The 24,981-nt window shown below is 61.9% G+C and carries 28 protein-coding genes and 1 pseudogene; 18 read left to right on the top strand and 11 right to left on the bottom strand.

Annotated elements, in window-relative coordinates; translation table 11 throughout:
• Positions 1-118: 118 nt before the first annotated feature.
• The 6 genes from NCHOL11_RS09815 (at position 119) to queE (ending at position 5,396) form a co-directional block, all read left to right on the top strand.
• Complete coding sequence (locus NCHOL11_RS09815; RefSeq protein ID WP_097092143.1) at positions 119-1,312, top strand: aspartate aminotransferase family protein; 1,194 nt, start codon at positions 119-121, stop codon at positions 1,310-1,312.
• Positions 1,313-1,413: 101 nt separating this feature from the next.
• On the top strand, positions 1,414-2,343 hold the full coding sequence (gene argF, locus NCHOL11_RS09810; protein ID WP_097092142.1) for an ornithine carbamoyltransferase: 930 nt from the start codon (positions 1,414-1,416) through the stop codon (positions 2,341-2,343).
• 140 nt (positions 2,344-2,483) lie between these two features.
• On the top strand, positions 2,484-3,440 hold the full coding sequence (gene hslO / locus NCHOL11_RS09805; protein WP_097092141.1) for an Hsp33 family molecular chaperone HslO: 957 nt from the start codon (positions 2,484-2,486) through the stop codon (positions 3,438-3,440).
• 149 nt (positions 3,441-3,589) lie between these two features.
• Positions 3,590-4,000: a DUF3617 domain-containing protein gene (locus NCHOL11_RS09800; protein ID WP_176502214.1), complete on the top strand. Its 411-nt coding sequence runs from the start codon at positions 3,590-3,592 to the stop codon at positions 3,998-4,000.
• A gap of 44 nt (positions 4,001-4,044) precedes the next feature.
• Positions 4,045-4,737 (top strand): 7-cyano-7-deazaguanine synthase QueC, encoded by a 693-nt coding sequence (queC, locus tag NCHOL11_RS09795; RefSeq protein ID WP_097092140.1) that lies wholly within the window; start codon positions 4,045-4,047, stop codon positions 4,735-4,737.
• A gap of 11 nt (positions 4,738-4,748) precedes the next feature.
• Positions 4,749-5,396 carry a 7-carboxy-7-deazaguanine synthase gene (gene queE / locus NCHOL11_RS09790; RefSeq protein WP_097092139.1) on the top strand — a complete coding sequence of 216 codons (648 nt, stop codon included), beginning with the start codon at positions 4,749-4,751 and terminating at the stop codon, positions 5,394-5,396.
• A gap of 192 nt (positions 5,397-5,588) precedes the next feature.
• Here the strand turns inward: queE and NCHOL11_RS09785 are convergent, their stop codons facing one another.
• From NCHOL11_RS09785 to lipB, 3 genes are all read right to left on the bottom strand, one after another.
• The gene (locus NCHOL11_RS09785; protein WP_097092138.1) at positions 5,589-6,278 is read right to left on the bottom strand and encodes a hypothetical protein; all 690 of its coding nucleotides are present in this window, start codon (positions 6,276-6,278) and stop codon (positions 5,589-5,591) included.
• Between the two features lie 123 nt (positions 6,279-6,401).
• The gene (locus tag NCHOL11_RS09780) at positions 6,402-6,677 is read right to left on the bottom strand and encodes a hypothetical protein (protein WP_255254758.1); all 276 of its coding nucleotides are present in this window, start codon (positions 6,675-6,677) and stop codon (positions 6,402-6,404) included.
• 74 nt (positions 6,678-6,751) lie between these two features.
• On the bottom strand, positions 6,752-7,456 hold the full coding sequence (gene lipB / locus NCHOL11_RS09775; protein WP_097092136.1) for a lipoyl(octanoyl) transferase LipB: 705 nt from the start codon (positions 7,454-7,456) through the stop codon (positions 6,752-6,754).
• A gap of 73 nt (positions 7,457-7,529) precedes the next feature.
• Here lipB and NCHOL11_RS09770 point away from each other — a divergent pair, with 73 nt between their 5' ends.
• On the top strand, positions 7,530-8,318 hold the full coding sequence (locus NCHOL11_RS09770) for a glycerophosphoryl diester phosphodiesterase membrane domain-containing protein (protein WP_097092135.1): 789 nt from the start codon (positions 7,530-7,532) through the stop codon (positions 8,316-8,318).
• Here the strand turns inward: NCHOL11_RS09770 and NCHOL11_RS09765 are convergent.
• The 3 genes from NCHOL11_RS09765 to NCHOL11_RS09755 are packed head-to-tail and all read right to left on the bottom strand — an operon-like array spanning position 8,300 to position 10,240.
• Positions 8,300-8,899, bottom strand: coding sequence for a GNAT family N-acetyltransferase (locus tag NCHOL11_RS09765; RefSeq protein ID WP_097092134.1), 600 nt, complete (start codon positions 8,897-8,899; stop codon positions 8,300-8,302). The two genes, NCHOL11_RS09770 and NCHOL11_RS09765, sit on opposite strands and share 19 nt — an antisense overlap.
• Positions 8,900-8,904: 5 nt before the next feature.
• Positions 8,905-9,768, bottom strand: a complete 864-nt coding sequence (hemF, locus tag NCHOL11_RS09760) for an oxygen-dependent coproporphyrinogen oxidase (protein ID WP_097092133.1) — start codon at positions 9,766-9,768, stop codon at positions 8,905-8,907.
• Between the two features lie 13 nt (positions 9,769-9,781).
• The gene (locus NCHOL11_RS09755) at positions 9,782-10,240 is read right to left on the bottom strand and encodes a tRNA (cytidine(34)-2'-O)-methyltransferase (RefSeq protein WP_097092132.1); all 459 of its coding nucleotides are present in this window, start codon (positions 10,238-10,240) and stop codon (positions 9,782-9,784) included.
• 211 nt (positions 10,241-10,451) lie between these two features.
• Between NCHOL11_RS09755 and petA the strand changes: the two genes are divergently transcribed.
• The 5 genes from petA (at position 10,452) to NCHOL11_RS09730 (ending at position 14,494) form a co-directional block, all read left to right on the top strand.
• Positions 10,452-11,018 carry a ubiquinol-cytochrome c reductase iron-sulfur subunit gene (petA, locus tag NCHOL11_RS09750; protein WP_097092131.1) on the top strand — a complete coding sequence of 189 codons (567 nt, stop codon included), beginning with the start codon at positions 10,452-10,454 and terminating at the stop codon, positions 11,016-11,018.
• Positions 11,019-11,029: 11 nt separating this feature from the next.
• The gene (locus NCHOL11_RS09745) at positions 11,030-12,349 is read left to right on the top strand and encodes a cytochrome b (RefSeq protein WP_097092130.1); all 1,320 of its coding nucleotides are present in this window, start codon (positions 11,030-11,032) and stop codon (positions 12,347-12,349) included.
• 17 nt (positions 12,350-12,366) lie between these two features.
• On the top strand, positions 12,367-13,215 hold the full coding sequence (locus NCHOL11_RS09740; protein ID WP_097092129.1) for a cytochrome c1: 849 nt from the start codon (positions 12,367-12,369) through the stop codon (positions 13,213-13,215).
• A gap of 80 nt (positions 13,216-13,295) precedes the next feature.
• Entirely contained in the window at positions 13,296-13,832 is a 537-nt protein-coding gene (locus NCHOL11_RS09735; RefSeq protein ID WP_097092128.1) for an adenine phosphoribosyltransferase, read from the top strand.
• Positions 13,833-13,843: 11 nt separating this feature from the next.
• On the top strand, positions 13,844-14,494 hold the full coding sequence (locus NCHOL11_RS09730) for a 5'-methylthioadenosine/S-adenosylhomocysteine nucleosidase (protein WP_097092127.1): 651 nt from the start codon (positions 13,844-13,846) through the stop codon (positions 14,492-14,494).
• Positions 14,495-14,566: 72 nt separating this feature from the next.
• On the opposite strand, the gene NCHOL11_RS09725 is transcribed toward NCHOL11_RS09730, so the two are convergent.
• Positions 14,567-15,049: a hypothetical protein gene (locus NCHOL11_RS09725; protein ID WP_097092126.1), complete on the bottom strand. Its 483-nt coding sequence runs from the start codon at positions 15,047-15,049 to the stop codon at positions 14,567-14,569.
• A gap of 26 nt (positions 15,050-15,075) precedes the next feature.
• The gene (locus tag NCHOL11_RS09720) at positions 15,076-15,864 is read right to left on the bottom strand and encodes a DUF4198 domain-containing protein (RefSeq protein WP_097092125.1); all 789 of its coding nucleotides are present in this window, start codon (positions 15,862-15,864) and stop codon (positions 15,076-15,078) included.
• Between the two features lie 122 nt (positions 15,865-15,986).
• On the opposite strand from NCHOL11_RS09720, the gene NCHOL11_RS09715 reads away from it, so the two are divergent.
• The 3 genes from NCHOL11_RS09715 to NCHOL11_RS09705 all read left to right on the top strand — a co-directional run bounded on the left by NCHOL11_RS09715 (position 15,987) and on the right by NCHOL11_RS09705 (position 19,775).
• On the top strand, positions 15,987-18,068 hold the full coding sequence (locus NCHOL11_RS09715; protein WP_097092124.1) for a TonB-dependent receptor domain-containing protein: 2,082 nt from the start codon (positions 15,987-15,989) through the stop codon (positions 18,066-18,068).
• Positions 18,069-18,073: 5 nt separating this feature from the next.
• On the top strand, positions 18,074-18,820 hold the full coding sequence (locus NCHOL11_RS09710) for an energy transducer TonB (RefSeq protein WP_097092867.1): 747 nt from the start codon (positions 18,074-18,076) through the stop codon (positions 18,818-18,820).
• A 184-nt stretch (positions 18,821-19,004) separates the two neighbouring features.
• Entirely contained in the window at positions 19,005-19,775 is a 771-nt protein-coding gene (locus tag NCHOL11_RS09705; RefSeq protein WP_097092866.1) for an SDR family NAD(P)-dependent oxidoreductase, read from the top strand.
• Positions 19,776-19,872: 97 nt separating this feature from the next.
• On the opposite strand, the gene NCHOL11_RS09700 is transcribed toward NCHOL11_RS09705, so the two are convergent.
• Positions 19,873-20,442, bottom strand: coding sequence for a type 1 glutamine amidotransferase domain-containing protein (locus tag NCHOL11_RS09700; RefSeq protein ID WP_097092123.1), 570 nt, complete (start codon positions 20,440-20,442; stop codon positions 19,873-19,875).
• 118 nt (positions 20,443-20,560) lie between these two features.
• Here NCHOL11_RS09700 and NCHOL11_RS09695 point away from each other — a divergent pair, with 118 nt between their 5' ends.
• Complete coding sequence (locus NCHOL11_RS09695) at positions 20,561-21,679, top strand: DNA topoisomerase IB (protein WP_097092122.1); 1,119 nt, start codon at positions 20,561-20,563, stop codon at positions 21,677-21,679.
• A 111-nt stretch (positions 21,680-21,790) separates the two neighbouring features.
• Positions 21,791-22,282 (top strand): DUF1003 domain-containing protein, encoded by a 492-nt coding sequence (locus NCHOL11_RS09690; RefSeq protein ID WP_255254757.1) that lies wholly within the window; start codon positions 21,791-21,793, stop codon positions 22,280-22,282.
• Positions 22,283-22,390: 108 nt separating this feature from the next.
• Here NCHOL11_RS09690 and NCHOL11_RS18365 read toward each other — a convergent pair whose 3' ends face one another.
• Together NCHOL11_RS18365 and NCHOL11_RS09680 are read right to left on the bottom strand one after the other, a co-directional pair.
• On the bottom strand, positions 22,391-22,540 hold the full coding sequence (locus NCHOL11_RS18365; protein ID WP_217991057.1) for a hypothetical protein: 150 nt from the start codon (positions 22,538-22,540) through the stop codon (positions 22,391-22,393).
• 270 nt (positions 22,541-22,810) lie between these two features.
• A complete protein-coding gene (locus NCHOL11_RS09680; protein WP_217991056.1) occupies positions 22,811-24,064 on the bottom strand; it encodes a Fic family protein in 1,254 nt (417 codons plus the stop codon).
• A 491-nt stretch (positions 24,065-24,555) separates the two neighbouring features.
• Here NCHOL11_RS09680 and NCHOL11_RS18540 point away from each other — a divergent pair.
• A pseudogene (locus tag NCHOL11_RS18540) lies at positions 24,556-24,925 on the top strand (transposase); the annotation flags it as partial.
• Positions 24,926-24,981 lie beyond the last annotated feature (56 nt).

Here is a 24,981-nt window from a genome sequence, read left to right as displayed (position 1 = left end):
GGGTGCTTGCACCACCTGAGCGCCGCTAGTATAGGCAGCGCTCGCAAAGGGCGGCCCGGCGGGGGCCGCCTTTTTGCGTTTTGAGACTTTTCACCAGCCCAGCGAAGGGAGGGCCACCATGTCGATTACGCCGCTCATGCCCGTTTACCCCCGGTGCGACGTCCGCCCGGTGCGAGGCGAGGGCTGCTATCTGATCGGCGAGCGTGGCGAGCGTTATCTCGACTTCGCAAGCGGCATCGCGGTCAATCTGCTCGGCCATGGTCATCCCAAGCTTGTGAAGGCGATCGCAGATCAGGCCGCGACGCTGATGCACACGTCGAACCTCTACGGCATGCCGCTTGGCGAAAAATTCGCACAGCGACTGGTCGATTCGACCTTCGCCGACACGGTCTTCTTCACCAATTCGGGCGCGGAAGCGGTTGAATGCGCGATCAAGACCGCGCGCCGCTACCATTATGCCAATGGCGAAGCGCACCGGCACAAGATCATCAGCTTCGACAACGCCTTCCACGGCCGGACCTTGGGAACCATCTCGGCCACCAGCCAGCCCAAGATGCGCGACGGCTTCGAACCGCTGCTGCCCGGCTTCACCGTCGTTCCGTTCAACGATCTGGAAGCGGCCGCGGCTGCCGTCGACGACAACACCGCCGGTTTCCTCGTCGAAACCGTGCAGGGCGAAGGCGGCGTGACGCCCGCGACCCAGGATTTCCTCTCCGGCCTGCGCCAGCTCTGCGACGAGAAGGGCATGCTCCTCATCCTCGACGAAGTGCAGTGCGGCTATGCCCGTACCGGCACCTTCTTCGCGCATGAGCAATATGGCGTGCAGCCCGACATCATGGCCGTCGCCAAGGGCATCGGCGCGGGCTTTCCACTCGGCGCCTGCCTTGCGACGGAGGAAGCGGCCAAGGGCATGGTGTTCGGCACGCATGGCTCCACCTATGGCGGCAACCCGCTCGCCATGGCGGTCGGCATGGCCGTGCTGGACGAAGTGCTGGGCGAGGGTTTTCTCGACCATGTGAACAGCATCGGCGCGCGCCTGCGTTCCGCGCTGGAGCAGCTCATTCCCAATCACGACATGTTCGAGGATGTGCGCGGCCTTGGCCTGATGCTCGGCGTCAAGCTGAAGGACAGTGCCGACGCCCGCAACTTCGTGGCGCATCTGCGCGACAATCATGGGCTGCTGGTGGTGTCGGCAGGGCAGAATGTCGTCCGCATCCTGCCGCCGCTTGTGATCGGCGAGGAACATGTCGCCGAATGCATCGAAAAGCTGTCCGCCGGTGCCCGCAGCTTTGCGGAGGCGCAAACGGCATAGCCAACTTCCGTTCGCCCTGAGCGTGTCGAAGGGCACTCCTTCTTTTGAATAGAGAAGTGCGCTTCGACAGGCTTGGCCCGAACGAGTTGAGGGGTTTGATTATGACCAGACATTTCCTGAATCTCTCCGACGCGGGCGCAGACGCGCTCGCTGCCATGATCGCCGACGCCATCGACCGAAAAGCCGCGCGCAAGGGCCTGCCAAAGGGTCAGGCAGATGCCGACGCGCCGCTCGCCGGGCACACGCTGGCGATGATCTTCGAAAAGAACAGCACCCGCACCCGCGTCAGCTTCGACATGGCGATCCGCCAGCTCGGCGGCACCTCGCTCATCCTAGATGGCGCGACCAGCCAGCTGGGTCGTGGCGAAAGCATTGCGGACACCGCTCGGGTCCTTTCCCGCATGGTCGACATGATCATGATCCGCACCGACGATCATGCCAAGATCGAGGAGATGACTCGGCACGCCACCGTCCCTGTCATCAACGGACTGACCGACCTGTCGCACCCCTGCCAGATCATGGCGGACCTGCTGACTTTGGTCGAACATGGCGTTGCCTTGCCGGGCAGCCAATGGGCATGGCTCGGCGATGGCAACAATGTCCTGCACTCGATCATCGAAGCAGCGGGCCTGTTCAAGTTCGACCTGCGCATTGCCGTCCCCGAAGGCTATGAGCCCGACCACGCCTTTATCAGACAAGCCCAAGACCTCGGCGCCGGCATCACGCTCACCCGCGACCCGGTCGAGGCCGTGGCGGGGGTGGATGCGGTCGTCACCGACACCTGGATTTCCATGGGTCAGCCGCATGCCGACGAAAAGCTCAAGGCCATGATGCCCTATCAGGTCACGCAAGAGCTGATAGCCAAGGCGAAGCCGGACGCCAAATTCCTGCACTGCCTTCCCGCCCATCGCGGCGAAGAGGTGGTGCCCGAAGTGATCGACGGTCCACAGTCGCTGATCTGGGACGAAGCGGAAAACCGCATTCACGCGCAAAAGTCCGTGCTGCTCTGGGCAGCGGGCCGCCTTGGTTGAGATTCGGGTGACGCGTCCTATCTAGGGCGAAACACGCAGAGGCGACGTTATTTCTAGTCGTCATGCCGGGCTTGTCAGCGTCCATCGTGCCCCGCAGGCCTCTCCGCGCGGGTAGAAATGGATGCTGAAACACGGTCAGCATGACGGTTTTTCATAAGACGGCCTTATACCTCATTTTGGAGCCTGACTTGAACGCACCCGCCGATATCGACCAGGCCCAGGGTTTCACGATCCCGTCGCGTCATGCGCGCGGCCGCATCCTGCGCCTTGGCCCTGTGCTGGACGATGTGCTGGCCGCCCACGCCTATCCGCCGCCCGTGGAACGGCTGCTCGCCTCGGCGCTCGTCCTTGCCGCACTGCTTGGTTCGACGCTCAAGGATGCGGGCGGCCAGCTCACATTGCAGGCGCATAACGAACATGGCGTCGTCAGCCTGCTTGTCGCAGATTACAAGGGCGGCGAAGTGCGCGGCTACGCCAAGTTCGATGCTGACAGGCTGGCGGAGCTTGGCCCCGACCCGACGCTCTTTGGCTTGTTCGGCAAGGGCTTCCTCGCCATCACCTTCGACCAGGCGGTCACGGGTGAGCGCTATCAGGGCATCGTGCCGCTCGACGGCGATTCGCTGGCGGACGCGGCGGAACATTATTTCTTCCAGTCCGAACAAATCCCCAGCATCGTGCGCATCGCCACGCGCCATGATGCGGGGCAGGGGTGCCTCGCCGCGGGCATGCTGCTTCAGCATCTTCCCGAGGGAGAGGTTGGCCGCGAACGCCTGCATACCCGCCATGATCATCCCGAATGGGAACATGTGAAGGCGCTGGCCGTCACGCTGAGCGACAAGGAACTGACCGACGAAGGGCTGCCGCTGACCGACATCGTCTGGCGGCTTTTCCATGAGGAAGAGGTCGTCCGCGTCACAGAGCCGGTGCCCTTGAGCAAGGGGTGCCGCTGCGACCTTGCGCATATCCGCAGCGTGATCGGCCGATTCCCGGCGGAAGAACGGGCGCACATGGCTGATGACCAGGGGGTTATCGGTGTCGACTGCGCCTTTTGCTCCCGCCTCTTTCCGGTTTCGCTGGACAGCTTCGCGCAAGGCTGACACGAATCCGTTACGATTTCGGGGGAGGTTGATGCTCTAGCGGGGGCTGGCGCTATCAACAGGCCGCATTTGGGTGCATGGAAGGTGACGCCGCCGTGCACGGCAAGCCGATTTTTCCGGAGTCCGCGATGAAATACGGGGGCTATCGAATGACGTCAGGTCTGCGCGCCATGGGTGCGGCCGCTGCGATGTTGATCGCGACATTGCCAGTCGCGTCTCAGGCGCTTGCACAACAACCACTTCGGGGCCTTGAGCCGGGGGAATGGGAATTGCGCGAACGGACGGAAGAGGGCGGCAAGGGCGACGTGCGCCGCATCTGCCTCACCGCCATTCGCCAGTTGATCCAGCTCCGCCATGGCCGCGACAGCTGCAAGCGGCTGCCGGTTGACGAAGGCGCGAAGCGGGTGGTGGTAAGCTACGAATGTGGCGGGGCGGGCAGCGGCCGCACGGACCTGCGCATCGAAACGCCGCGTCTGGTCCAGATCCAATCCCAAGGGATCGCCGGGGGCGCACCTTTTTCCTTCAGCATGGAAGGACGGCGGATCGGGGCGTGCCGTTGACCGGGCGGCTTGCGCCAGCGCTCCGGCAGGGGTAGCGCAACGCGATGCTTTCCAATGATCCCAAAATTGCGGTCGTCCTGCTGTCGGGCGGGCTGGATTCGATGGTCGCGGGCGGACTTGCGCGTGAGGCGGGCTATGAACTGGTCGCGCTCACCATCGACTATAATCAGCGGCATCGTGTCGAATTGCAGGCGGCGGCGCGCATCGCCACCGCTCTTGGCGCGCGGCGGCACATCGTCCTCCCCCTCGACCTCACCGCGTTCGGCGGCTCGGCCCTGACGGCGGACATGCCCGTGCCCAAGGACGGGGTGGGGCCGGGCATTCCCAACACCTATGTGCCCGCGCGCAACACGATCTTCCTGTCGCTGACGCTTGGCCTTGCCGAAGTTTCGGGGGCAAACGACATTTTCATCGGCGTCAACGCGCTGGATTATTCCGGCTATCCCGACTGCCGCCCTGAATTTATCGACGCCTTCCAGCATCTGGCGTCGCTCGCGACCAAGGCGGGTGTCGAGGGCCATCCCGTCCGGATCAACGCGCCCCTGCAGCATATGAGCAAGGCCGCCATCGCGCGGGAGGCAAACCGGCTGGGCCTGGATGCTGGGATGAGCTGGTCCTGCTATGATCCTGCGCCCGGCGACCAGCATTGCGGCCTCTGCGACAGCTGCCGCCTCCGGTCCAAGGGCTTTGAGGAAGCGGGCCTGCCCGATCCCACCCGTTACGCCGTCAGGCCATAAGGGGTTCGTCGATGACCTATGCCGTCAAGGAAATGTTCCTGACGCTGCAGGGCGAAGGCGTGCATAGCGGCCGCCGCGCCGTCTTCATGCGCTTTGCCGGATGCAACCTCTGGACCGGTCGTGAAGAAGACAGGCGCAAGGCCGTGTGCCAGTTCTGCGACACCGATTTCGTCGGCACGGACGGGGAAGGCGGCGGCAAATTCGCCGATGCGCAGGCGCTTGCCGACGCGGCGCTCGCCTTTTGGGGCACTGGCGAAGAAGGCCGCTACATCGTCATGACGGGTGGCGAGCCCATGTTGCAGGTCGATGATGCCCTGATCGACGCGCTGCACGCCCGTGGCTTCATCATTGCCATCGAAAGCAACGGCACGATTCCGGCCCATCCCGGCATAGAATGGGTCTGCATCAGCCCAAAGGCAGGCAGCGATGTCGTCCAGCGCAGCGGCAACGAATTGAAACTGGTCTGGCCGCAACCGGGCAGGGGACACAGCATCGGCGATGTGGAGGCGATGGAAGGCTGGGCCTTTGATAACCTGCTGATCCAACCCCTCGACAGCGCCGACGCGGCGGCGAACATGCAGGCGGCGATCGATCTCGTCATGGCCCGCCCGAAATGGCGGCTGAGCCTTCAGTCGCACAAATATCTGGGGCTGCGGTAAAAGGTCGCGGTCGAACTGCCCCCCCCCCGCCAGTCGAACTTACCCCTCCTCCGTTCGCCCTGAGCCTGTCGAAGGGCTCTACTTCTTGGAAGGAAGTTAGGGGCTTCGACAGGCTCAGCCCGAACGGGTTAATTGTCCTCGCGAACAAGACCAAAAAAGAGCGGAGCCCCGAAGACTCCGCTCCTCACATCATCACCTGGCCGCCACCTTCTGCTCATAATCCGCCTGGCAGTTCGGCCGCAGCTTGTCCTTCTTCCAGCATTTCTTGTCGAACGAAGGCAGGGTCAGCGCAAAGCTCCGGCCCGGATCGCCGTAAAATTGCTCGCCTGCCAGCACCAGCGACTTCTTGATCGATCCCAGGCCCGTGCGCGCCACCTCATGCAGGCTGCCGCGATTGGCGAAGATCGCCTGACGTCCGACCTGTGCCGCCGCCTGGCAGAAGCCCCGCTGCGCCTGCACCGTCGAATAACCGGAATAGATGCGTGTGCCATATTGATCCGACGCCGCCTGGCCGGGCTTGCCCTTGCCGACGGTGCGCTGGAAATAGCCGAGCAGCACAGACTGGGCCGAATCCATCTCGGCGTCATGATGCGCGATCATCGCGTTATAGTTGCTGATCGACAGCAGCGTGGGTTCGAACTGGCACTGGAGCGCGGCGACGTTGAGCGCGGCGCGCAGGTTCCACACCAGGCCCGCGCGGATTTCCTCCGCCGTCGCGCCCGGCAGGCCCAGTGCGGTGGCCGCTTCGGCATCGGTCAGCGGCGGCGCGGAGAAATCGGGCGGCGACCAGAAGAACTGGGCTGCGGCAGGCTGCGCCAGCAGCGGCGCGGCGGCAAGCATCAACCCGGAACAGATCCGGCGCAGGGTGGAACTGGATCGCATGACTTTCCCTTTATGGATGGCCCTTTGTGAAGGGCGGCCTTGGTGAACGACGGTCGGGCAGGGCTTTCCTTGTCATATGCCTTGCCGATGGCGCCTGTATTGCGCCTGAACGCCTTGCTTCTTCTATTGATCCGAAAGCACTTCTGCCTCGCCCCGCGTTGCGTTGGCAGCGGCGGGTTCCGACTGAGATGCGGCAGCGGCGCTGTTATTGCCTCCGACGGACGGCAGGGCGGCAGACGGCGCCTCGCTCTGCACGCCGTCCAGGTCCGTCATGGCATCCGTGGTCGTGCCGTCGACGACCTCCAGATCCTTCATCTGGACCGTGTTGCTCGTCTTGTCGTCCTTGCCGCACGCCCCCAGCATGGCGCTTGCCGTCAACAGCAGGGCAGTAAAGATCATCCTCGCTTCACAGCGCATCCGGGTCTCCCAAACATGTGATGCCCGGCGGCCCCCACCCGGCGTAGGCGCGGACCCTAGCGGCCCGCTCCGCATTGCTCAACCCCCGCGCCGCAGCGCCGCAACCGGCCGAGGAAAGCGGGAAAGTGCGCCTTCAACGCCGCGTCGAGATCGGCCATCGACGCTTTCTTGCCCAGCGCCGCGATGCTCGTGACAGGATATTCCGCAAGCCCGCACGGCACGATGCCGCCAAAATGCGACAGGTCGGGATCGACGTTGATGGAAAAGCCATGCAGCGTCACCCATCGCCGCACCCGGATGCCGAGCGCGCCGATCTTCGCCTCGCGCCCGTCCAGGTCATCGGCCCAGATGCCGATCCGCCCCTCCGCCCGCCGCGCCGCTATGTCCAGGTCCGCCAACGCATCGATCATCCATCCTTCCAGATGGTGGACGAAATTGCGCACATCCTTGCCACGCGCGCTGAGGTCGATGTTGAGATAGCCGATCCGCTGCGCCGGCCCATGATAGGTGTAGCGCCCGCCGCGCCCCGCATCATGCACCGGAAAGCGCGGGTCGATCAGCTCGGCCGGATCGGCGCTCGTCCCCGCCGTATAGAGCGGCGGATGTTCGAGCAGCCACACCCGCTCTTGCGCCTCGCCCTCGAAGATCGCCGCCGCCCGCGCCTCCATGTCGGCGAGCGCATGCGGATAGTCGACCGGCGCCGAATCGACCCGCCATTCGATCTGTTCGGCCCCGGCCGGCGAAGGGGGAGAGGATGACATGGCACTTCCTTGACTTGGGCGAGGGGAGCGATCAAGTCTCCTCCCCGATTTCAGTACGGGAAAAGGCGAAGATATGACGGCGATGTCGATCGGCAAGGCATGGGAAGAAGCGGTCGCCTTCGTCGCGCGCGAACGCAGCCTGCTCTTCCCCGTCGCCCTGCTGTTCGTCGCGCTGCCCGGCCTCATCCTTCAGGAGATGACCCCGCCCGAACTCGCCACATGGCGCATGGACAAGGGCGCGATGCCCGACATCCCGGCCAGTTTCATGCTCTCGACGCTGATCGGAGTCATCATCATCTGGTTCGGCTCGCTCGCCCTCTTCGCCCTGGCGCTCAGGCCCGGCATCAGCGTCGGCGAAGCGCTGCGGCTCAGCTTCTCCCGCTTGCCCGTGCTGCTCGGCACGGCCCTGGTCGTGATCGGCGTCCTGCTTGCCATAGCCATTGTCGGCATGATGGTCGTCGTCGCCTTCTCCATGGTGGCGAAGCCCATCGCCGCTGCCCTCGTCATGCTACTGCTGGCTGGCGGCGGCGCTGTCATGCTCTTTGCCAGCGTCCGCCTTCTGCTGCTCAATCCGGTGGTGATCGACGGCAATGAGGGCGTCATGGCCTCGCTTCGACACAGCTGGGCGCTCACACGCGGCCATTTCTGGCGTCTGTTCGGCTTCCTTCTCGTACTGACGCTGCTCTCCGCCATCGTCGGGTCGGCCGCGCAGGTCATCTTCGGCCTGGTCGGCCGCCTGGTCGCCGGAGCGGAAGGCGCGCGGCTCGTTGGCGGCGTCGCGGCGGCGGTCGTCTCCACCGTGGTGCAGGTCTACATGCTCGTCATGATCGCCCGGCTCTATCGTCAGGCCGAGGCGGACTGACCCAGCATCGGCACGTGCGGCGCGGCGTCGGCGCTCAATAGCCCTGTCAGCCGAGGATCGGCAAAGGTCTCGATCTCGCGCTTATAGGGGACAAATCCCGCCCGCTGATAAAAGCCGAGCGCCCCCGGGCTATCCAGCGTGCAGCTATGCACCCAAAAGCGGCGCACATCCTTGCGCCACGCCAGCGACTTGGCCTGCGCCATTACCCAAGCCCCGAATCCCTTGCCGGTCAGGCCGGGTACAAGGCCAAGGAAGCTCAACTCGCAGTCTGGCAGCGCCCGGAAATCAAGCTCCAGCAAGCCCACCTCCACGCCCCGCGGATCCGTGATTGCAAAGACCTGCACCCCCGGATCATGGATGATCGCCGTCAGCTCCGCATCGCTCATGACGAGGCGCGAAAACCAGAGCCACGGCTCCCCCACACGCCGGAACAGCGCGCGATAGGCATCCGGCGCAGGGGTCTTCCACGGCACCAGCCGCAATGGAGCAGGCGGGATCGGCGCTGGCCGGGGCCGCTCCACCATCTCCAGATAGGTCACGATCGTCGCAATCTGGTCATTGGCGACCGGCGTCAGCGGCATGGAAGTCAGCTCCAGCTCGCCATCGGCGGCAGGCTCATCAGGATCGCGTCGACATTGCCCCCGGTTTTCAGCCCGAACAGCGTGCCCCGGTCATGCACCAGGTTGAACTCCGCGTAGCGGCCACGCCATTCCAGCATCTGGGCATAATCCTCCTCGCTCCAGCTTTCGCCCATCCGCCGCCGCACGATCGGGGGAAAGGCCTTCAGGAACGCCTCGCCCACCGATCGGGTGAAAGCGAAATTCGCGTCGAACCCTGCATCATCCTCGCACTCCAGATGGTCGTAGAAGATGCCGCCGACGCCGCGATGGACGCCGCGATGGGGAATGAAGAAATACTCATCGGCCCATGCCTTGAAGCGGGGATAATAGTCCGCGTCATGCGCGTCGCACGCGTCCTTGAACGCCGCGTGGAAACTTGCCGTGTCCTCATCCCGGGGCAGGGGGGGATTAAGATCCGCGCCGCCCCCGAACCAGCTTTTGGACGTGATCAGATAGCGCGTGTTCATATGGACCGCTGGGACATGCGGATTGGCCATGTGCGCGACCAGGCTGATCCCGGTCGCGAAAAAAGCCGGGTTTTCCCCCGCGCCATGAATGGTCTTCGCGAAATCGGGAGCGAACTCGCCCGAAACGGTCGACACATTCACCCCGACCTTCTCGAATATCCTGCCCTTCATTACGCCGCGAACGCCGCCGCCGCCTTCGCCCGGGGTCAGCCCCGGTGCTTCGCGATCCCATGGCGTGTAGACGAAAGAAGCATCGCTTCCCGCTTCCCGCTCGATCGCTTCGAACTCGGCGCAGATGCGGTCGCGCAGCGATTCGAACCAGTTACGGGCGGCCTGCTGCTGGGGGTTGAGGTGCAATGTCATCGCGAAATCTCGATCATTGTGGAAACTGGCCAGTCTGGCGAAGGGCTTCGGCAACCGCGATGCCCGTGGAAACGGCGATGTTCAAGGACCGGAACCCCGCCGCCATCGGGATTCGCACGCGCAGGTCGGCCATGTCCCGCACGGCGTCCGGAACGCCAGCGCTTTCCGAACCCATCAGCAATATGTCGTTGCTTTGGAAACGCACCTCGGGAAGGGGCTGCGAAGCATGGCTGCTCATCAGCACCAGGCGGCGGCCTTCCCTGCGCCGGATTTCGTCGAACGCCTCGAAATTGGCATGGCGAGTCACCTCTGCCGACGCGCCATAATCCATCGCGGCGCGCTTCAGCTTGGCGTCGGAAAAGGCGAATCCCATCGGCATGATGATGTCCACGGGCACGGAAAAACAGGCGGCAAGGCGCAGGATAGCGCCGACATTCCCCGCAATCTCGGGTTGGTAAAGGGCAATACGCATGGCCTGCGCATAATGCAGCAGGGCAAATTGTCATAGCCATGGCCAAATTGCTGTTGGCAAAGAAGCTACAGTGGGTCTATCAGGCCCGCGAACCACGCCAGGGGGAAAGGCGGGGCCCATATTCCGTGGGCGCCGTGGCTCTCTTCCATAATCAGGGCCGGAAACGGCAATGCGGCGGGTATCAGGGACGTCTTTGCAAGGGTTGAGGTGCATGGCGAGCGTTGAACATACGGACAGCCAAGGTCTATCCGGCGAAGGTGGGGTGCGCCGTCGCGACTTCATCAATATCGCCGCAGTAAGCTTCGCGGGGGTCGGGGCTGTTGCCGTCGTCATTCCGCTCGTCGATCAGATGAATCCGAGTGCGGACGTGCTGGCGCTCGCTTCGACCGAGGTCGATCTTTCCGCGATCCAGCCGGGTCAGGCGATCAAGACGACCTTCCGTTCGCAGCCGCTTTTCGTGCGTCATCTGACGGACAAGGAAATCGCTGAAGCCGACAAGGTCGACGTTTCCGGCCTGCGTGACCCGCAGACGCTGGAAGAACGCACCGTCGATGGCAAGAAGCAGTGGCTCGTCACCATGGGCGTCTGCACCCATCTGGGCTGCGTGCCGCTCGGCGCGGGCGAGGGTGAGAATAAGGGTGAATTTGGCGGCTATTTCTGCCCCTGCCACGGTTCGTCCTACGACACGGCGGCCCGCATTCGTAAGGGTCCCGCGCCCAAGAACCTGGAAGTTCCGAAGTTCGCCTTCACTTCCGACACCGCCATTCTCGTAGGCTGAGGTAAGAAACCATGAGCTTTCCCTGGGCTGAGCACTATACTCCTAAGCATCCCGCGATGCAGTGGATCGACGAGAAGCTGCCGCTTCCGCGCCTCGTCTACAATGCGATCGGCGCCGGTTATCCGGTCCCGCGCAACCTCAATTATTTTTGGAACTTCGGTGTTCTCGCTGGCCTCGCGCTGGTGATCCAGATCGTCACCGGCGTGATCATGGCCATGCATTATGGCGCGAACACGCTGGTTGCGTTCGGCACCGTTGAACAGACGATGCGCGACGTGAACGCTGGCTGGCTGATGCGCTATGCCCACGCCAACGGCGCCAGCTTCTTCTTCATCGTCGTCTATCTCCACATTTTCCGCGGCCTTTTCTACGGCTCCTACAAGGCACCGCGTGAAATGGTCTGGCTGCTTGGCCTCGTCATCTTCCTCCTGATGATGGCGACGGCCTTCATGGGCTATGTGCTTCCCTGGGGGCAGATGTCCTATTGGGGCGCGAAGGTGATCACCGGCCTGTTCGGCGCGATCCCGGTCGTGGGTGAGCCGATCCAGACTTGGCTGCTTGGCGGCTTTGCTCCTGGCAACGCCTCCTTGAACCGCTTCTTCTCGCTGCACTTCCTGCTGCCGTTCGTGATCGCGGGTGTCATCATCCTGCACATCTGGGCGCTGCACATTCCGGGTTCGTCGAACCCGACCGGCGTTGAAGTGAAGGGTCCGCAGGACACCGTGCCTTTCCATCCTTACTACACGGCAAAGGATGGTTTCGGGGTTGGCGTTTTCCTGATCCTCTTCTCGATCCTGCTGTTCTTCGCGCCGAACTATCTCGGCCACCCGGACAACTATATCGAAGCGAACCCGCTTTCGACGCCTGCGCACATCGTTCCTGAATGGTATTTCTGGCCCTTCTACGCGATCCTGCGCGCCTTCACCGTGGACTTCTTCTTCGTCCCCGCGAAGCTGCTGGGCGTGCTGGCGATGTTCAGCGCCATCCTGATGCTCTTCTTCCTGCCCTGGCTGGATACCTCGCCGGTGCGTTCGGGCAATTACCGTCCGACCTTCCGGAAGTTCTTCTGGATCCTGATCATCGACGTGCTGATCCTGGGTTATTGCGGCGGTGCTCCGGCGGAAGAACCCTATGTGATGATCTCCCAGATTGCGGGCGCTTACTACTTCGCCCACTTCCTGATCATCCTGCCGCTGATCTCGCGCTTTGAACGGCCGCTGCCGCTGCCGGGCTCGATCACGGAATCGGTGCTCAACCGTCATAACATCAAGGGCGAACAGGACGCGCTGCCCGGCATGGGCGCAGATCCGCAGCCGTCGAACGCCGGCTAAGAGGGGACAAGATCAACATGGTTCGCATCGGCGCATTTCTCGTCGGCCTCTTCTTTGCTGGCTGGCTGCTGATCTCCTTCCTGGTGGGCGCGGTGGCCTATGTCTCCGAACCGCCTGCCAAGACGGTGGAGCATGAGTTCCACAAGCATCCCAAGGAAGTGGACTTCTCCTTCAACGGCCCTCTCGGCAAGTTCGACCAGGCTCAGCTGCAGCGCGGCTTCCAGGTCTACAAGGAAGTCTGCTCGGCCTGCCACAGCCTGAAGTTCGTCGCCTTCCGCGACCTTCAGGGCATCGGCTATAACGAGGCGGAAGTTAAGGCGATCGCCAAGCAGTGGGCGATCAAGACGCCTGACGTTGACCCCAAGACGGGTGAGATGTCGACGCGTGAGCCCGTTCCGGCTGATTATTTCCCCAAGCCCTTCGCGAACAATGTCGCGGCGGCTGCGGCGAACAACAATGCGATCCCGCCGGATCTCTCGCTCATGACCAAGGCGCGTCACGACGGCTCGGCCTATGTCTACTCGCTGATCACTGGCTATCAGAAGCAACCGGCTGAACTGCTCAAGCACTTCCCGGACGCCAAGACGCCTGAGGGTCTCCACTACAACCCCTATTTTGCTAACCTGAACCTTGCCATGGCGCCTCCGCTCACGGCTGATGGCCAGGTGACCTATGGTGACGGCACCAAGGCGAGCGTTGACCAGATGGCCAAGGACGTCGCGGCGTTCCTCACCTGGACTGCCGAACCGAAGCTTGAGAACCGCCGCCGCGCGGGTCTGGCAACCATCGTCTTCCTGCTGATCGCGACGGCTCTGGCCTATATGTCCTACCAGAATATCTGGGCCGACAAGAAGAAGGCCGCCTGAGCGCCGCTCGGCCGAAGGAATGAATAGGGAAGGGGCGCGGCGTCGAGTGACACCGCGCCCCTTTTTCATTGGGAGTAGCCATGGATATCGATGAACTCGCCGCGCTGGTCCGGACCATTCCCGACTTCCCCAAGCCGGGCATCCTGTTTCGCGATATCACGACGCTGCTGGCCAATGCTCAAGGCTTCTCCGCGCTCGTCAGCAGACTTGCCGCGATCGCGCGTCCGCTGAACGCTGACATCGTCGTCGGCATAGAGGCTCGCGGCTTCGTCCTCGGTGCAGCGCTCGCCCATGCGCTGGGTCTCGGCTTCGTCCCCATCCGCAAGCCCGGCAAGCTACCCGGAAGGACTGTCGGCATCGATTATGTGCTTGAATATGGCACCGATCGGCTCGAATTGCATGAAGGACAGATAGGGCAGGGCACTCGCGTCCTGCTGGTAGACGACCTCATCGCCACTGGCGGCACCGCTCTCGCCGCCGCCCAACTCCTCCGCGAGCAGGGCGCGACCTTGTTCCTCGCCCTCTTCGCCATCGACCTCCCCGACCTAGGCGGCCGCGCCGCCCTCGAAGCCGACGGCGTCGCCACCGCCGCCCTCCTCAAATTTCCCGGCAATTAACGGTTTTCTTCATGCATTTTCCCTCCGGCCTGCCAAATTGCGAAATAATCGCCGGAAATCGCGTCCTCTTCATCATGGCGATCGAGGACGAATATGGCCCGCATCTGCGTTCCCGCGTCACACCGCTGATGACCGGTGTCGGCCCGATCGAAGCTGCCGTTACGACCAGCCTCGCGCTTCAGCACCTCCACCAGCAGGACTCTCTGCCCGACCTCGCCGTCTCCTTGGGATCAGCCGGGTCCCGCACCTGCCAGTTGGGAGAAGTCTATCAAGTCGCCAGCGTTTCCTGGCGAGACATGGACGCTTCCCGCCTGGGCTTTGCCAAGGGCGTGACGCCGTTCATAGATCACCCCGTCGATCTACCGTTGCACACGCCCCTCGACCTCCCCACCGCGCGCCTTTCAACCGGCGCGAATATCGTAGGGGGCGAGGAATATGCGCTGATAGACGCGGAAATGGTCGACATGGAAAGCTTCGCGATTGCCCGGGCCTGCCAGCGCTTCGCTGTCCCGCTCATGGGCCTACGCGGCATCTCCGATGGGCCTGGCGAACTGAACGACATGCTGGGCTGGACGAAGCTCCTTGCGCTTCTCGATGAGAAATTATCCCAAGCCATCGATATGCTCGTTGCCCACTTGGGCTCCCGAAACCTGTCGCCCTGAATAGAAGCGACGCCAGGCGAAGCAGAGCCGCACTTGCAACTCTGCTCCTTTCTCAGTCCGCCATGGGTAACGCTAGTTTTTCTGCTGTGCGGCGAGTTGCTTCGCGCGAGTGGCAGCCGCATCGGCAGCAGTCACGACACCATCCTTGTCATCATCCTGCTCGGCAAAAGCACGGGCGCCCGAGGCGTCATATTCCGCCCGGCTCATCCTGGTGTCCTTGTCCTTGTCCAGCACGCCGAAGCGAATTTTGGCCTGACGCATCTGCCGCTGCCGCTCTTCTGCCTTTTTCTCCTCGCTGCGGTCCGATGCTGCCAGTTGCTGCTCAAGCCGGGCGCGATATTCGCCAACATATTCGTCTTCGGACAACCACCCGTCACCATTGGCATCCGTCGCCTTGAAGCGAGCAGTCCGGACGGCGTCGAACTCGGCGCGGGTGACCTGCCCATCATGATCGGCATCATAATCGTGGATGAAGGCCGATCCTTCATGCGGAGCGGCGAACGCCGTGCCCGATGCTGCCAGCAGGGCGGCGGTCAGGAAGAGCCGAATTTTCATATCATATCCTCTAGCTGGAAAAAGGGTCAGGCCGCGTCGAAGGCCAAAGTGTAGGTGTAGCTGCGATAGGGCGTTTCTGACCCCGCCGGAGCGGCGGCGCGATGGCGTACAAGTATAAGATAGGTGCCAGCATCTTGCGGTCTCAGGACGAAGCGGCCATCCGAGCCGCTCTTCACCTGAGCGGCCACCTTTCGCCCATCATACAGGCCAGCGCTGCGGAACAGGGTGATGTCCGCGCCAGCCAGCGGCTCGCCATCGAAGAGCAGCGTGAAGCTCGCATCTGTTCCAGCGACGGTCGCATTGGGATGAGACATGACCTGGATTTCCAGCGCCTTGCCAGTCGGCTTCAGCGCGGTCTGGGTAGGCTGGCCGCGTGTGACATAGGCTTCTGCCAACGTCATGCTCTGCACATCGACCTCCGCAGTGCCAGCAGGCGGCTCGCTACCCTCGCCGCGCATTTTCCAGTCATTCCCGGCCTTGAACATCTTGCCCTTGCGTCCGGCGCGAAGGCCGCTCGTCACCCGGTAAGTCCCGTCCGAAGGGATCGCCGCTTCGAACATGCTGATGTCGCGCAAATGCGTGACGGGGCCGATCGCAAGTTGCTTTCCGTCCGGCCCTATCAAGTGGAAGGGCGCGTCACGCATGGCAACTTCAGGTAAAAAGGCATCCTCAGCAAACGCCGACTGAACGGTGACATGGTCAGCCTTGCCCAGATCGAACTGGGTGGGCAGCACATAAGGCATGTGCGCCTGGGCAGTGGAAGCACCCAAGATGATCGCAAGCCACGCGGCAGAATGAAGTCGCGACAATTTCATCAAAATCCCCTTTCAGTTTCCTGATATATCTAATGCGACTCACTTGCAATATCGTTCATTATTGGTAAGCCGAGCGCCGTGTGGGGCCCTTGATGTCCCGTGGAGATGCAAAAGGGGGTAAGATGATGAAGACCAAGGCAAAGCTTCTGATGTGCGCCGTGCTGATCGCCGTGCCCGCCGAGCTTTGGGCGCAGCAGGCAGCCGACGCGCCGGGAACAACGCGCATGACCCTGGATCGCATGGTCATATCCGCAGGGGCAGAAAAGGTGGCCATCGATACGCCCCAAGCCGTCAGCACGCTTGATCAGGACGATATTGATCAAGCCCAGGCGATGACGATCGGCGATCTGCTGGAAGACATGCCGGGCGTGAACGTGCAGGGCGGCGTCGGCCAACTGGGGCAGGGCTTCAACATCCGCGGCATCGGCACGGCCGTGGGGGATTCCGATAATCGGATATTGCTCAATGTCGACGGCGTCACCAAATTCTACGAGCAATATCGCATGGGCGCGCTGTTCACCGAGCCCGAGCTTTACAAGCGGGTCGAAGTCCTGCGCGGCCCGGCCTCCTCGACCCTTTACGGAGCTGGCGCGCTGGCGGGCGTCGTCAATTTCACGACAAAGGATGCGTCCGATTTCCTGACCGGCGGAGATCCGCTGGCCGTCCGTCTGAAGGCCGCGACAGACACCAACGCGCAAGCGCATACGCTGTCGGGCATCGTCGCCGCGCAGCCGGTTGAGGGCGTCGAACTGCTGGGCAGCTATAATTACCGCCGCAGCGATGATTACAGGAGCGGTAATGGCGGCATCGTCGCTGCATCCGCAACGCTATCGGACAGTTGGCTGGCAAAGGGCCGCGTTTCCATCGGCGGCAACCGGAACCACGCCATCTGGGCCAGCTACCAGGATTGGATCAGTGACGCGCCGCAGGTCTACGACCAGGTTTCGGCGGCTACCGGAAACAGCCTGATGCGGCGCCGCGTTCACGATAAGACGGCGGTGCTGGGCTATGTGAACGATTTCGACGGCAGCAAGATCTTCAATGTAGAGGCGCAGATCGCCTATTCGCTGTCGAAGGTGCACCAGACCGAAACGGCGTTCCTTGGACCGTTGGCCTATTCGGACTTTTCCTACGAAAGCTGGCAGGCAAAGCTGCAGAACAGCAGCCGTTTCGACATGGGCGGCGACTGGACGGCCTTCCTCATTGCCGGTGGCCAGTGGAGTATGCAGGAGCGGCGCAATCCGCGCGTGGCCCTGAACGGTACGGTGACGCCGGGTGCGGGCACCCATCCGGAAGGTGACATGAGCCGTTATGGGCTGTTCGGCCAGCTGGAGATCGTCTGGTCCGACAAGCTGACCATCATGCCCGGCGTTCGCATCGACTGGACAGACCTTAAGCCTGGGGACACGGTCGTCGGTGGCACAACTTTGACGCGGCGGGTGAAAGACAGCGGTGTCTCGCCCAAGCTTGCCGCATTGTACAATGTCACCCCATGGTTCGGCCTGTTCGGGTCTGCAGCACGTACGGTACGCATGCCCAATGTGGATGAGGTCTTCACCCGGTCCGCGACGCGGCCTGAGAACCCTAATCTACGGCCTGAGAAGTCCGACAATTATGAGGTCGGCTTCACCCTGTCCTTCGATGATGCGCTGGGACGTGGAGACCGGTTCCGCGCGAAGACCACCCTGTTCCAGAACGACGTGAAGGACCTGATCGTCAACGTCGCCGCCCCTGCGGGGACGCCCTATTTCCAGAATATCAACCGGTCGCGTTTCAAGGGGCTGGAGATAGAGGCAGAATATAGCGTCGGCGGCTTTTTCGCGCGGGCCAATGCTTCCTTTATCGACGGCAAGGATCGCCTGACGGACAATTATCTCAACACCATTCCCGCCAATGACTATCGCCTGACGCTGGGCTACGCCGATTCGGCAACGGGTCTTTCGGGCGGTTGGACCGGCGAGTTCGCCGAACGGCAGGACAAGGTGACGACGGGCGTCTTTTCTTCTGCCGGATCGGGCTTGCCGACCCCAGGCTATAGTGTCCACAACCTCTTCTTCGCGTTCAAGCCACGGAGCGGCGCGGCGAAGGGATTCGAGTTCCGCGTTGCCGTGGATAATCTGTTCGACAAGCAATATCGCCGCCACTTGTCCGCGTTGGCGGCCGAAGGACAGAGCTTCAAGTTCAGCGTAGCGAACACATTCTGACGATGATGGCGCGGGCGGTTCCATCCTTCCGCATTAGCGGTCCGGCAGCGGCTTCCCTGCTGGTGAACGGATTGCTGATCGCGGCGCTGCTGAACCTGGGAATGGGGCAGGCGGCGCGACGGCAGGAATCGCCTGCGCTGACGGTCCTGTCGCTGGCGCAGCTGAAGGGGGTTGAACAAGGGGCGGAGGAAAGGGAGGCGGCTTCCGCAGGCTCCTCTCAAACCGCTGAGCAGAGGCCGGTAGTTCGACCGTCGGTTTCCTCCGCTGTGGTGCAGCCATTGAGGATGGATCAGTCACCGCCGTCTACCCTCGTGCCGATCGCACCTGTCGCGCCAGTCGCAAGCCCTGTCATGACTACATCGGATGCGTCCGGGGCTGAGCGGGCTGCGGCTTCGCCTGCCACATCTTCGCTTCCCCCACGCGGCGTGGAAGATGGCGCTGATATCAAGGCCCCGTCGGGCACCAGCCGGAGCTACGCCGCGAAGGTTCGATCCTGGCTCTACGCTCATAAAATTTACCCCCGCCGCGCTCGTATGCGACGCGAGGAAGGGCAAGTGCAGGTTCGATTCATCCTGGATCGCGCCGGGACCTTGCTGGAAGGCGCGATCATCAGGGGCTCGGGCAATCCGGTTCTCGATGAGGAAGCCAGAGCGATGCTGCAGCGCGCGTCCCCCTATCCCCGCGCCCCGGTAGAGCTCCCTGGCGAGCGTATCGAATTCAGCGCGCCGATCGAATTTATACTGCCCGCATGAAGGCGCCTGCCGCGCCGCCACGGGCAGGGCGGCTGCCAAAACGGACACTTGGCATTTCCACTCCCAGCTATGCGCTAGAGGCATAGGTCGGCGCGATCTTAGTCGGTTGTGCCTTGTGCACATTGCTTTTCATATGGTGCAAACGGATGCCCAGCCAAAGGTAATCGAACGGGAAGGGGAAGACATGGACCTGCACCTTGAAGGAAAGACAGTCGTCATTACTGGCGGCACCCGTGGCATCGGCCGGGCCACAGCCGAGCTATTTGCAGCCGAGGGAGCGAAGGTCGCGATCTGTGCGCGCAATGCCGATCATGTTGCGGCCGCCCTCAAAAAGCTTGAGGGGTACGGCGTTCCAGCCTTCGGTGCTCCGGTCGATATTACCGATGGTTCGGCGCTGCGGGCATTTATCCATGAGGCCGCCGCGGCACTGGGCGGTATCGACATGTATATCGCGAACGCCAGCAGCATCGCTTCCGGCAATGGGGAAGCGGAATGGCGATTGGCGTTCGAATCGGACGTGATCGGCGCGATTGCCGCTGCCGAAGTGGTGATCCCCTATCTGGAGGCTGCGGCCGCCGCAAAGGGGGATGCCTCATTCCTGACCATATCTTCGATGGCGTCCACCCAAGTCGGAGGACCTGACGCCTACTCGGCGATGAAGGCCGCACTGACCAACCTGACAAAGGGATTTGCACGCCAATATGCGCCCAAGAAGGTCCGGTTCAACACCATCTCCCCAGGCATGATCTATGACGAAGACGGCAGCGTCGGCCGCCTGCGCGCGGAACGGCCTGACTATTTCAACGCGATGCTGGCATTACATCCCACCGGCCGGATGGGAGTACCCGATGAAGTCGCCGCGACGGCCCTCTTCCTGTCCAGCCCCCGGTCGAGCTTCACCACGGGCGCGAACTTCGTCATCGACGGCTCGATGTTCACCCGCGTGAATTATTAGCGCGTCCAGCGTTAGAACGGCTCGCGGTGGATTAAGCTCGCACCTCGCCGCGATGTTGATGCTGCGACACAAGATATCTGGTGACACTCGATAGACCTTAGGTGCTTTCTCCTTCTTCGGCATGCTTGCCCTCGCTGATCTCCTCGATTAGCTTCGCGCAGAAGGCGGGGAGGTCTTTCGGATTGCGGCTCGTCACCAATCCCTTGTCTACGACGACCTCCTGATCGATCCATGTTCCACCGGCGTTGCGGATATCGGTCTGGAGTGTCGGGAAGGAGGTAAGCGTCCGTCCCTTGACGACATCCGCCTCAACCAGTGTCCAGGGTGCGTGGCAGATTGCGGCGACAGGCTTGGATTGATCGAAGAATGCGCGCACGAACGCGACGACCTCCTTCGACCCCCGCAGCTTGTCAGCGCCTACCGATCCGCCGGGAATGACCAGTGCGTCGAAATCTTTGGCGGAAACCTCGCCGATCGCCTTGTCGACAGGAAAGGTTGCCCCGGGGTCGAGATCATTGTTGACCGCCTGCGCCTCGCCCGCTTCCAGGCTGATCACCGTGACTGTGCCCCCCGCTTGCTCCACCGCTGCCTTCGGCTGCGTAAATTCCGGCTCTTCCGTCCCGCGCGGCGCAATGAGAATGGCGATCTTCTTGCCTTCGAGTGTCATCGGTGGATTCCCTTCATATGATCGCGTTTCAGCGCTCTTGAACGGTTCACTTTCCGGTTAGTGCCGCCGTTATTTCAGATTGCGGGAACCGGCGCCTCATCCCAGGCGATTTCCGTCCATGAACCTTGAAACCTCGCCGATCGTCCCCGATGACAACGAAAATGGCGCGATTGTGGACGCGCGAGAAGCTGCGGAAGTGGCTGGGCTCGTTTACACAAGCGATGAAGAAGAGGGCGTCAGGCGGATCAAACGAGGGAAGGGGTTCCAATATCGCCGGGCGGATGGAAGTGCGGTTCGCGATGCGGAAACCCTCGCGCGCATTCGCAAGCTTGCTATTCCGCCAGCCTACACCGACGTCTGGATATGCGCGGACGCCAATGGTCACCTTCAGGCGACGGGCAGGGATGCTAAAGGCCGTAAACAATATCGCTATCATCAAAAATTCCGCGAAATTCGTGACAGCACCAAATATGAGCATTTGCTGGAATTTGCCGCTGCCCTGCCCAGGATCAGAGCTAAGGTGGAAGAGCATCTGAGTTTGAGAGGCATGCCACGCGAGAAAGTCCTCGCCGCTGTCGTCCGCCTGCTTGAGACAACAATGATCCGCGTAGGAAATGCTGATTATGCCAAACAGAACAAGAGTTATGGACTGACGACGTTGCGCGATCGGCATGTCGATGTGAATGGATCTGAAATGCGTTTCCGGTTCAAGGGCAAGAGTGGGAAGCAATGGCGGCTGACCCTGCGCGACCGTCGTATCGCGAAGATCGTCAAGAACAGCCAGGACCTGCCAGGTCAGCACCTTTTTCAATATATCGATGATGCGGGCGAGCAGCGGGAGGTGACCTCCGGCGATATAAATGGCTATTTGAAGGAAATCTCCGGGCGCGACGTCACCGCCAAGGATTTCCGGACGTGGAGCGGCACGGTGCTCGCAGCGCTGGCGCTTGCTGAACTTGAGAAGGTCGACAGCCAGGCGGCGGCAAAGCGAAACATTCGGGCCGCCATCGAGACGGTGGCGGCTCGGCTCGGCAACACGCCGACGGTCTGCCGAAAATGCTACATCCATCCGGAGATATTCGACAGTTATCTGAACGACGCCCTGATCCTGGAGGCGCGGGAGGAGGTAGAGAAAGAATTGCGCGGAGACCTGACACAGCTTTCACCCGAAGAGACCCTGGTTCTCTCGTTTCTCCAGCGCAAACTCTCACCAAAGGATGGAGAGGGGAGAGCCTGAGGTGAACAGGCTCGCTCCTGGGAGGTAGTGACTATGAGCAATCCTCCGGGGCGCGAGCCGGAAGCAGCGGTGACAGTTCCGCCGCCTCAGCCACCCAATCTTTCCGAAGCATTGAAGCGGAACATCGCCGCCCTGGAAGCGCGCCGCCGCGGCGAAGAGCAAAGAGCGAGCATCCAGGAAAAGGCTGCTGAAGCGATAACGCGATTCACCGGCAGCATGCGCTTCGTATACCTCCACATGCTGCTGTTCGGCGCATGGGTGGCGATAAACCTGGGCGTGATTCCTGGCGTGAAGCCATTCGACCCGACCTTCGTCATTCTCGCGACCTGGGCATCGGTCGAAGCCATATTCCTGTCGACATTTGTATTGATCAGCCAGAACCGAGCAGCAGCTGCGGCGGACAAAAGAGCTGACCTCGATCTTCAGATCAGCCTGTTGGCTGAGCATGAGATCACCAAGCTCGTGCAGCTGAACCTGGAATTGGCACAGCATCTGGGAATCAGAAAAGCCGGCGATCCGGTGCTGGACGACATTGCTCGAGACGTAGCGCCGGAGGCCGTCCTGGATGAGATTGAGCAGCAGGACCGGAGGTCAGAGCCCTAGTTCCGCCTCATGACGACAACCTGACTTCAGGACCGCCCAGAGTAGTCGTGGGCACGGCAGGGCTGGTCGCTGCCTCCAGGTAAACAAAAACCCGCAAAATCGTTGGTTTCACGGGATTTCGATGGTGGGCGTGGCAAGGATTGAACTTGCGACCCCTGCGATGTCAACACAGGGGTTAGTTACCATTTCAGGCCCGTTTTCCTTGCGGTTAACAAAGTCTGCGGGGACGTTTGCCCAGTACTTGCCCAATTGGGTCATCGAAATTGCCTCCTTAGTGGAGAGTCGCATTGTTGCCGGGAATAATCAATTGGCAGGGCGCATGAATATGGTCGCTTGGCGGCCCAGGCAGGCAGACCCCGCTCAAATGACGTCACCCAAGTGGCGGGTGGATCGATCCGCTGCTTGACCGGCGCGAGACCGGCGCCCCTGCAGCTTGGAGCAGCAGCTTTAAAGGCTTACAGCTTCCATGTAACCAAATCTCGATCGGCTGCCTGATATCTAATTATTTTCACAGATCGATAATCGATCTCACACGTCAAGCGACGTGGCCAGCGCTTGCTGTACCGCCTGCTCCATCGCGGCGATCTCGGCATCGGTCAGTTCGTTGAAGCGATCGCGTTCGCTGTTGGAAAGCCGTCCACCATTCTGAAGCATCAGGCGGATCAGCAACGCGGCGCGGCGGTCCGGCATATCGACAATTGCGCGCACTCCTTCCATTGCGCGGTCGAACACCGTCAGGAAGCCCAGTTCCTCGCGTAAGTCCGTGCGGACGGTATCGACCACGCGGTCATAGAGGTACTCGGCGACCGGAGTGGCGTCGAAGAAGCGATAGAGCCGCGCGGTATCGTTGCGGACCTCGATCTCGCGGTCGGTGGTCCAGCCCCATTCGATCGCGCTGAACAGGGGCCGGGAGAAGTTCTCCAGCACCGCATCATAGCTGCGTTGATCACGGACGATCGCAGCCGACACCGGGAAGATCATGGTGTCCGGGCTGAAACCGGTCTTGCTCAGCACATGGTGGACGATGAAGCGGTGGATGCGGCCGTTGCCGTCCTCAAACGGGTGGATGAAGACGAAGGCGAAGGCCGCGACCGCCGCCGCCACGACAGGTTCGATGCTGTCGGTGAGCATCCGTGCCGTCAGCGCCATCCAGCCGGTCATCAACGAGGGGACGTCCTCGGGCCGAGGGCAGATAAAATGTATCTCCTCGCGGAAATCCATGGTCGTCTCGCCGACGAAATTCTGGAAGTTGCGCCAGTCGGTAGCGGCATAGCGGCGATCGACGATTGAATTCTGCAGCCGCACCATTGCGTCTTTGTCGCCCGTGTCGAAGCTGGAGGCTGAGCGCAGCGCCGCGACGAACCGTTCGGTCCGATCCGGGCTGGGCGCCTCACCCTCAATCGCGAAGGACGAGCGCGTCTCCTTGGTGAAAAGATATCGGACCGCGCGGGCGAGCACCGCCGGGTCGTAACGCTCGATGATCGCGCGTGCTTCGGCATCTATATGAACCCCGATCTGCTCTTCCAGCTTCGCTGTGCGACGAACCGTAGGACACAGGTCCGGCGTGCCGAGCAGATTGTCGACGACGCGGTGCCGTGACGAGTTCCGCCGCGCCCCGGCGACATGTTTGTGCGAATCGAGCGCCTCGACATAGTTGCCGGCGGCGGCATCCGGTACGTCGAGCCGTTCGCCGGTCAGATACTCACAGAAGAACCAGGCGCGGCGGGCATAGCTGCCGCTTGGTTCGGCGCGTACCCATGCCGCGACGACTTCCGTGTCCATGGCGGCGAAAACCGCGGCCAGCACGCCCAGATCGAGAGGTTCATATCGCAGGGCAAAGCGCAAGTTGGCGACGACATCGTCACCGGTAGCATAGGAGCGCGGGTAGAATTCGACGATGCGCCCAGCGATCGCTTCGGTGCGCCGCGCACCCGGACGAGATAGCTTTCAGTATAGGGCGGCGGACATTGCGGTGCGAACGCCGCCCGCAGCCACATATGGCCCAACAGAGCCCGATGGTCACTTATACCCTCGCTCATGCGAGAACGCATAGCGGGATGCGAAAACGATTACCAATGCCATCTGTAGTTCAAGATCAATTATAAAATATGAGCGCCTTAGTGGGACACGATCTGGTGGAAGCGCTCACTTATAATGCTATGGGCGCGGACGGAGAACATGTGATCTTTTCCAGGAGAGCCAAGCGTATTGAGGTGATGCCGGAATTTTTGGACAGGGTGATAAGCTCATCCCGACCTGAGGGATGGACGGAAATGAAAACGACAAGAAAGCGCTACAGCGCGGAGTTCAAGGCTAAGGTGGCGATGGAAGCTATTCGGGGAGAACTGACCTTAGCCGAATTGGCTGCGAAGCACGGCATTCATCACACAATGTTCGGGACATGGAAGCGCCAGGCGATGGATGGGATGGCCAGCCTGTTCGATAGTGGCGATCAGACGGCCAAGGCTGCCATCGAGGCGGAAATCGAGAAGCTGCACGCCAAGATCGGCCAATTGCTGGTGGAGCGGGATTTTTAGCGAAAGCCTCCGGTCGATGAGCGTGGCGTGGAGGCGATCCCAGATCGAGCCAACGCACCAGCACCTTTCGATGTCAAGGCGGCGGGAAACAGGCGTTCTCTCCAGGAAAATCAACTGAGATGTCAGAGTTTTGGGAGTCCGAGATCTCTGGTGCAGAAGGTC

Origin of the sequence: Novosphingobium sp. Chol11 (genome assembly GCF_900218065.1) — a bacterium.
GTDB lineage: Bacteria > Pseudomonadota > Alphaproteobacteria > Sphingomonadales > Sphingomonadaceae > Sphingobium > Sphingobium agri.
The sequence above is the reverse complement of the archived record's forward strand: the minus strand, read 5'-3'. Positions and strand labels throughout refer to the sequence as shown.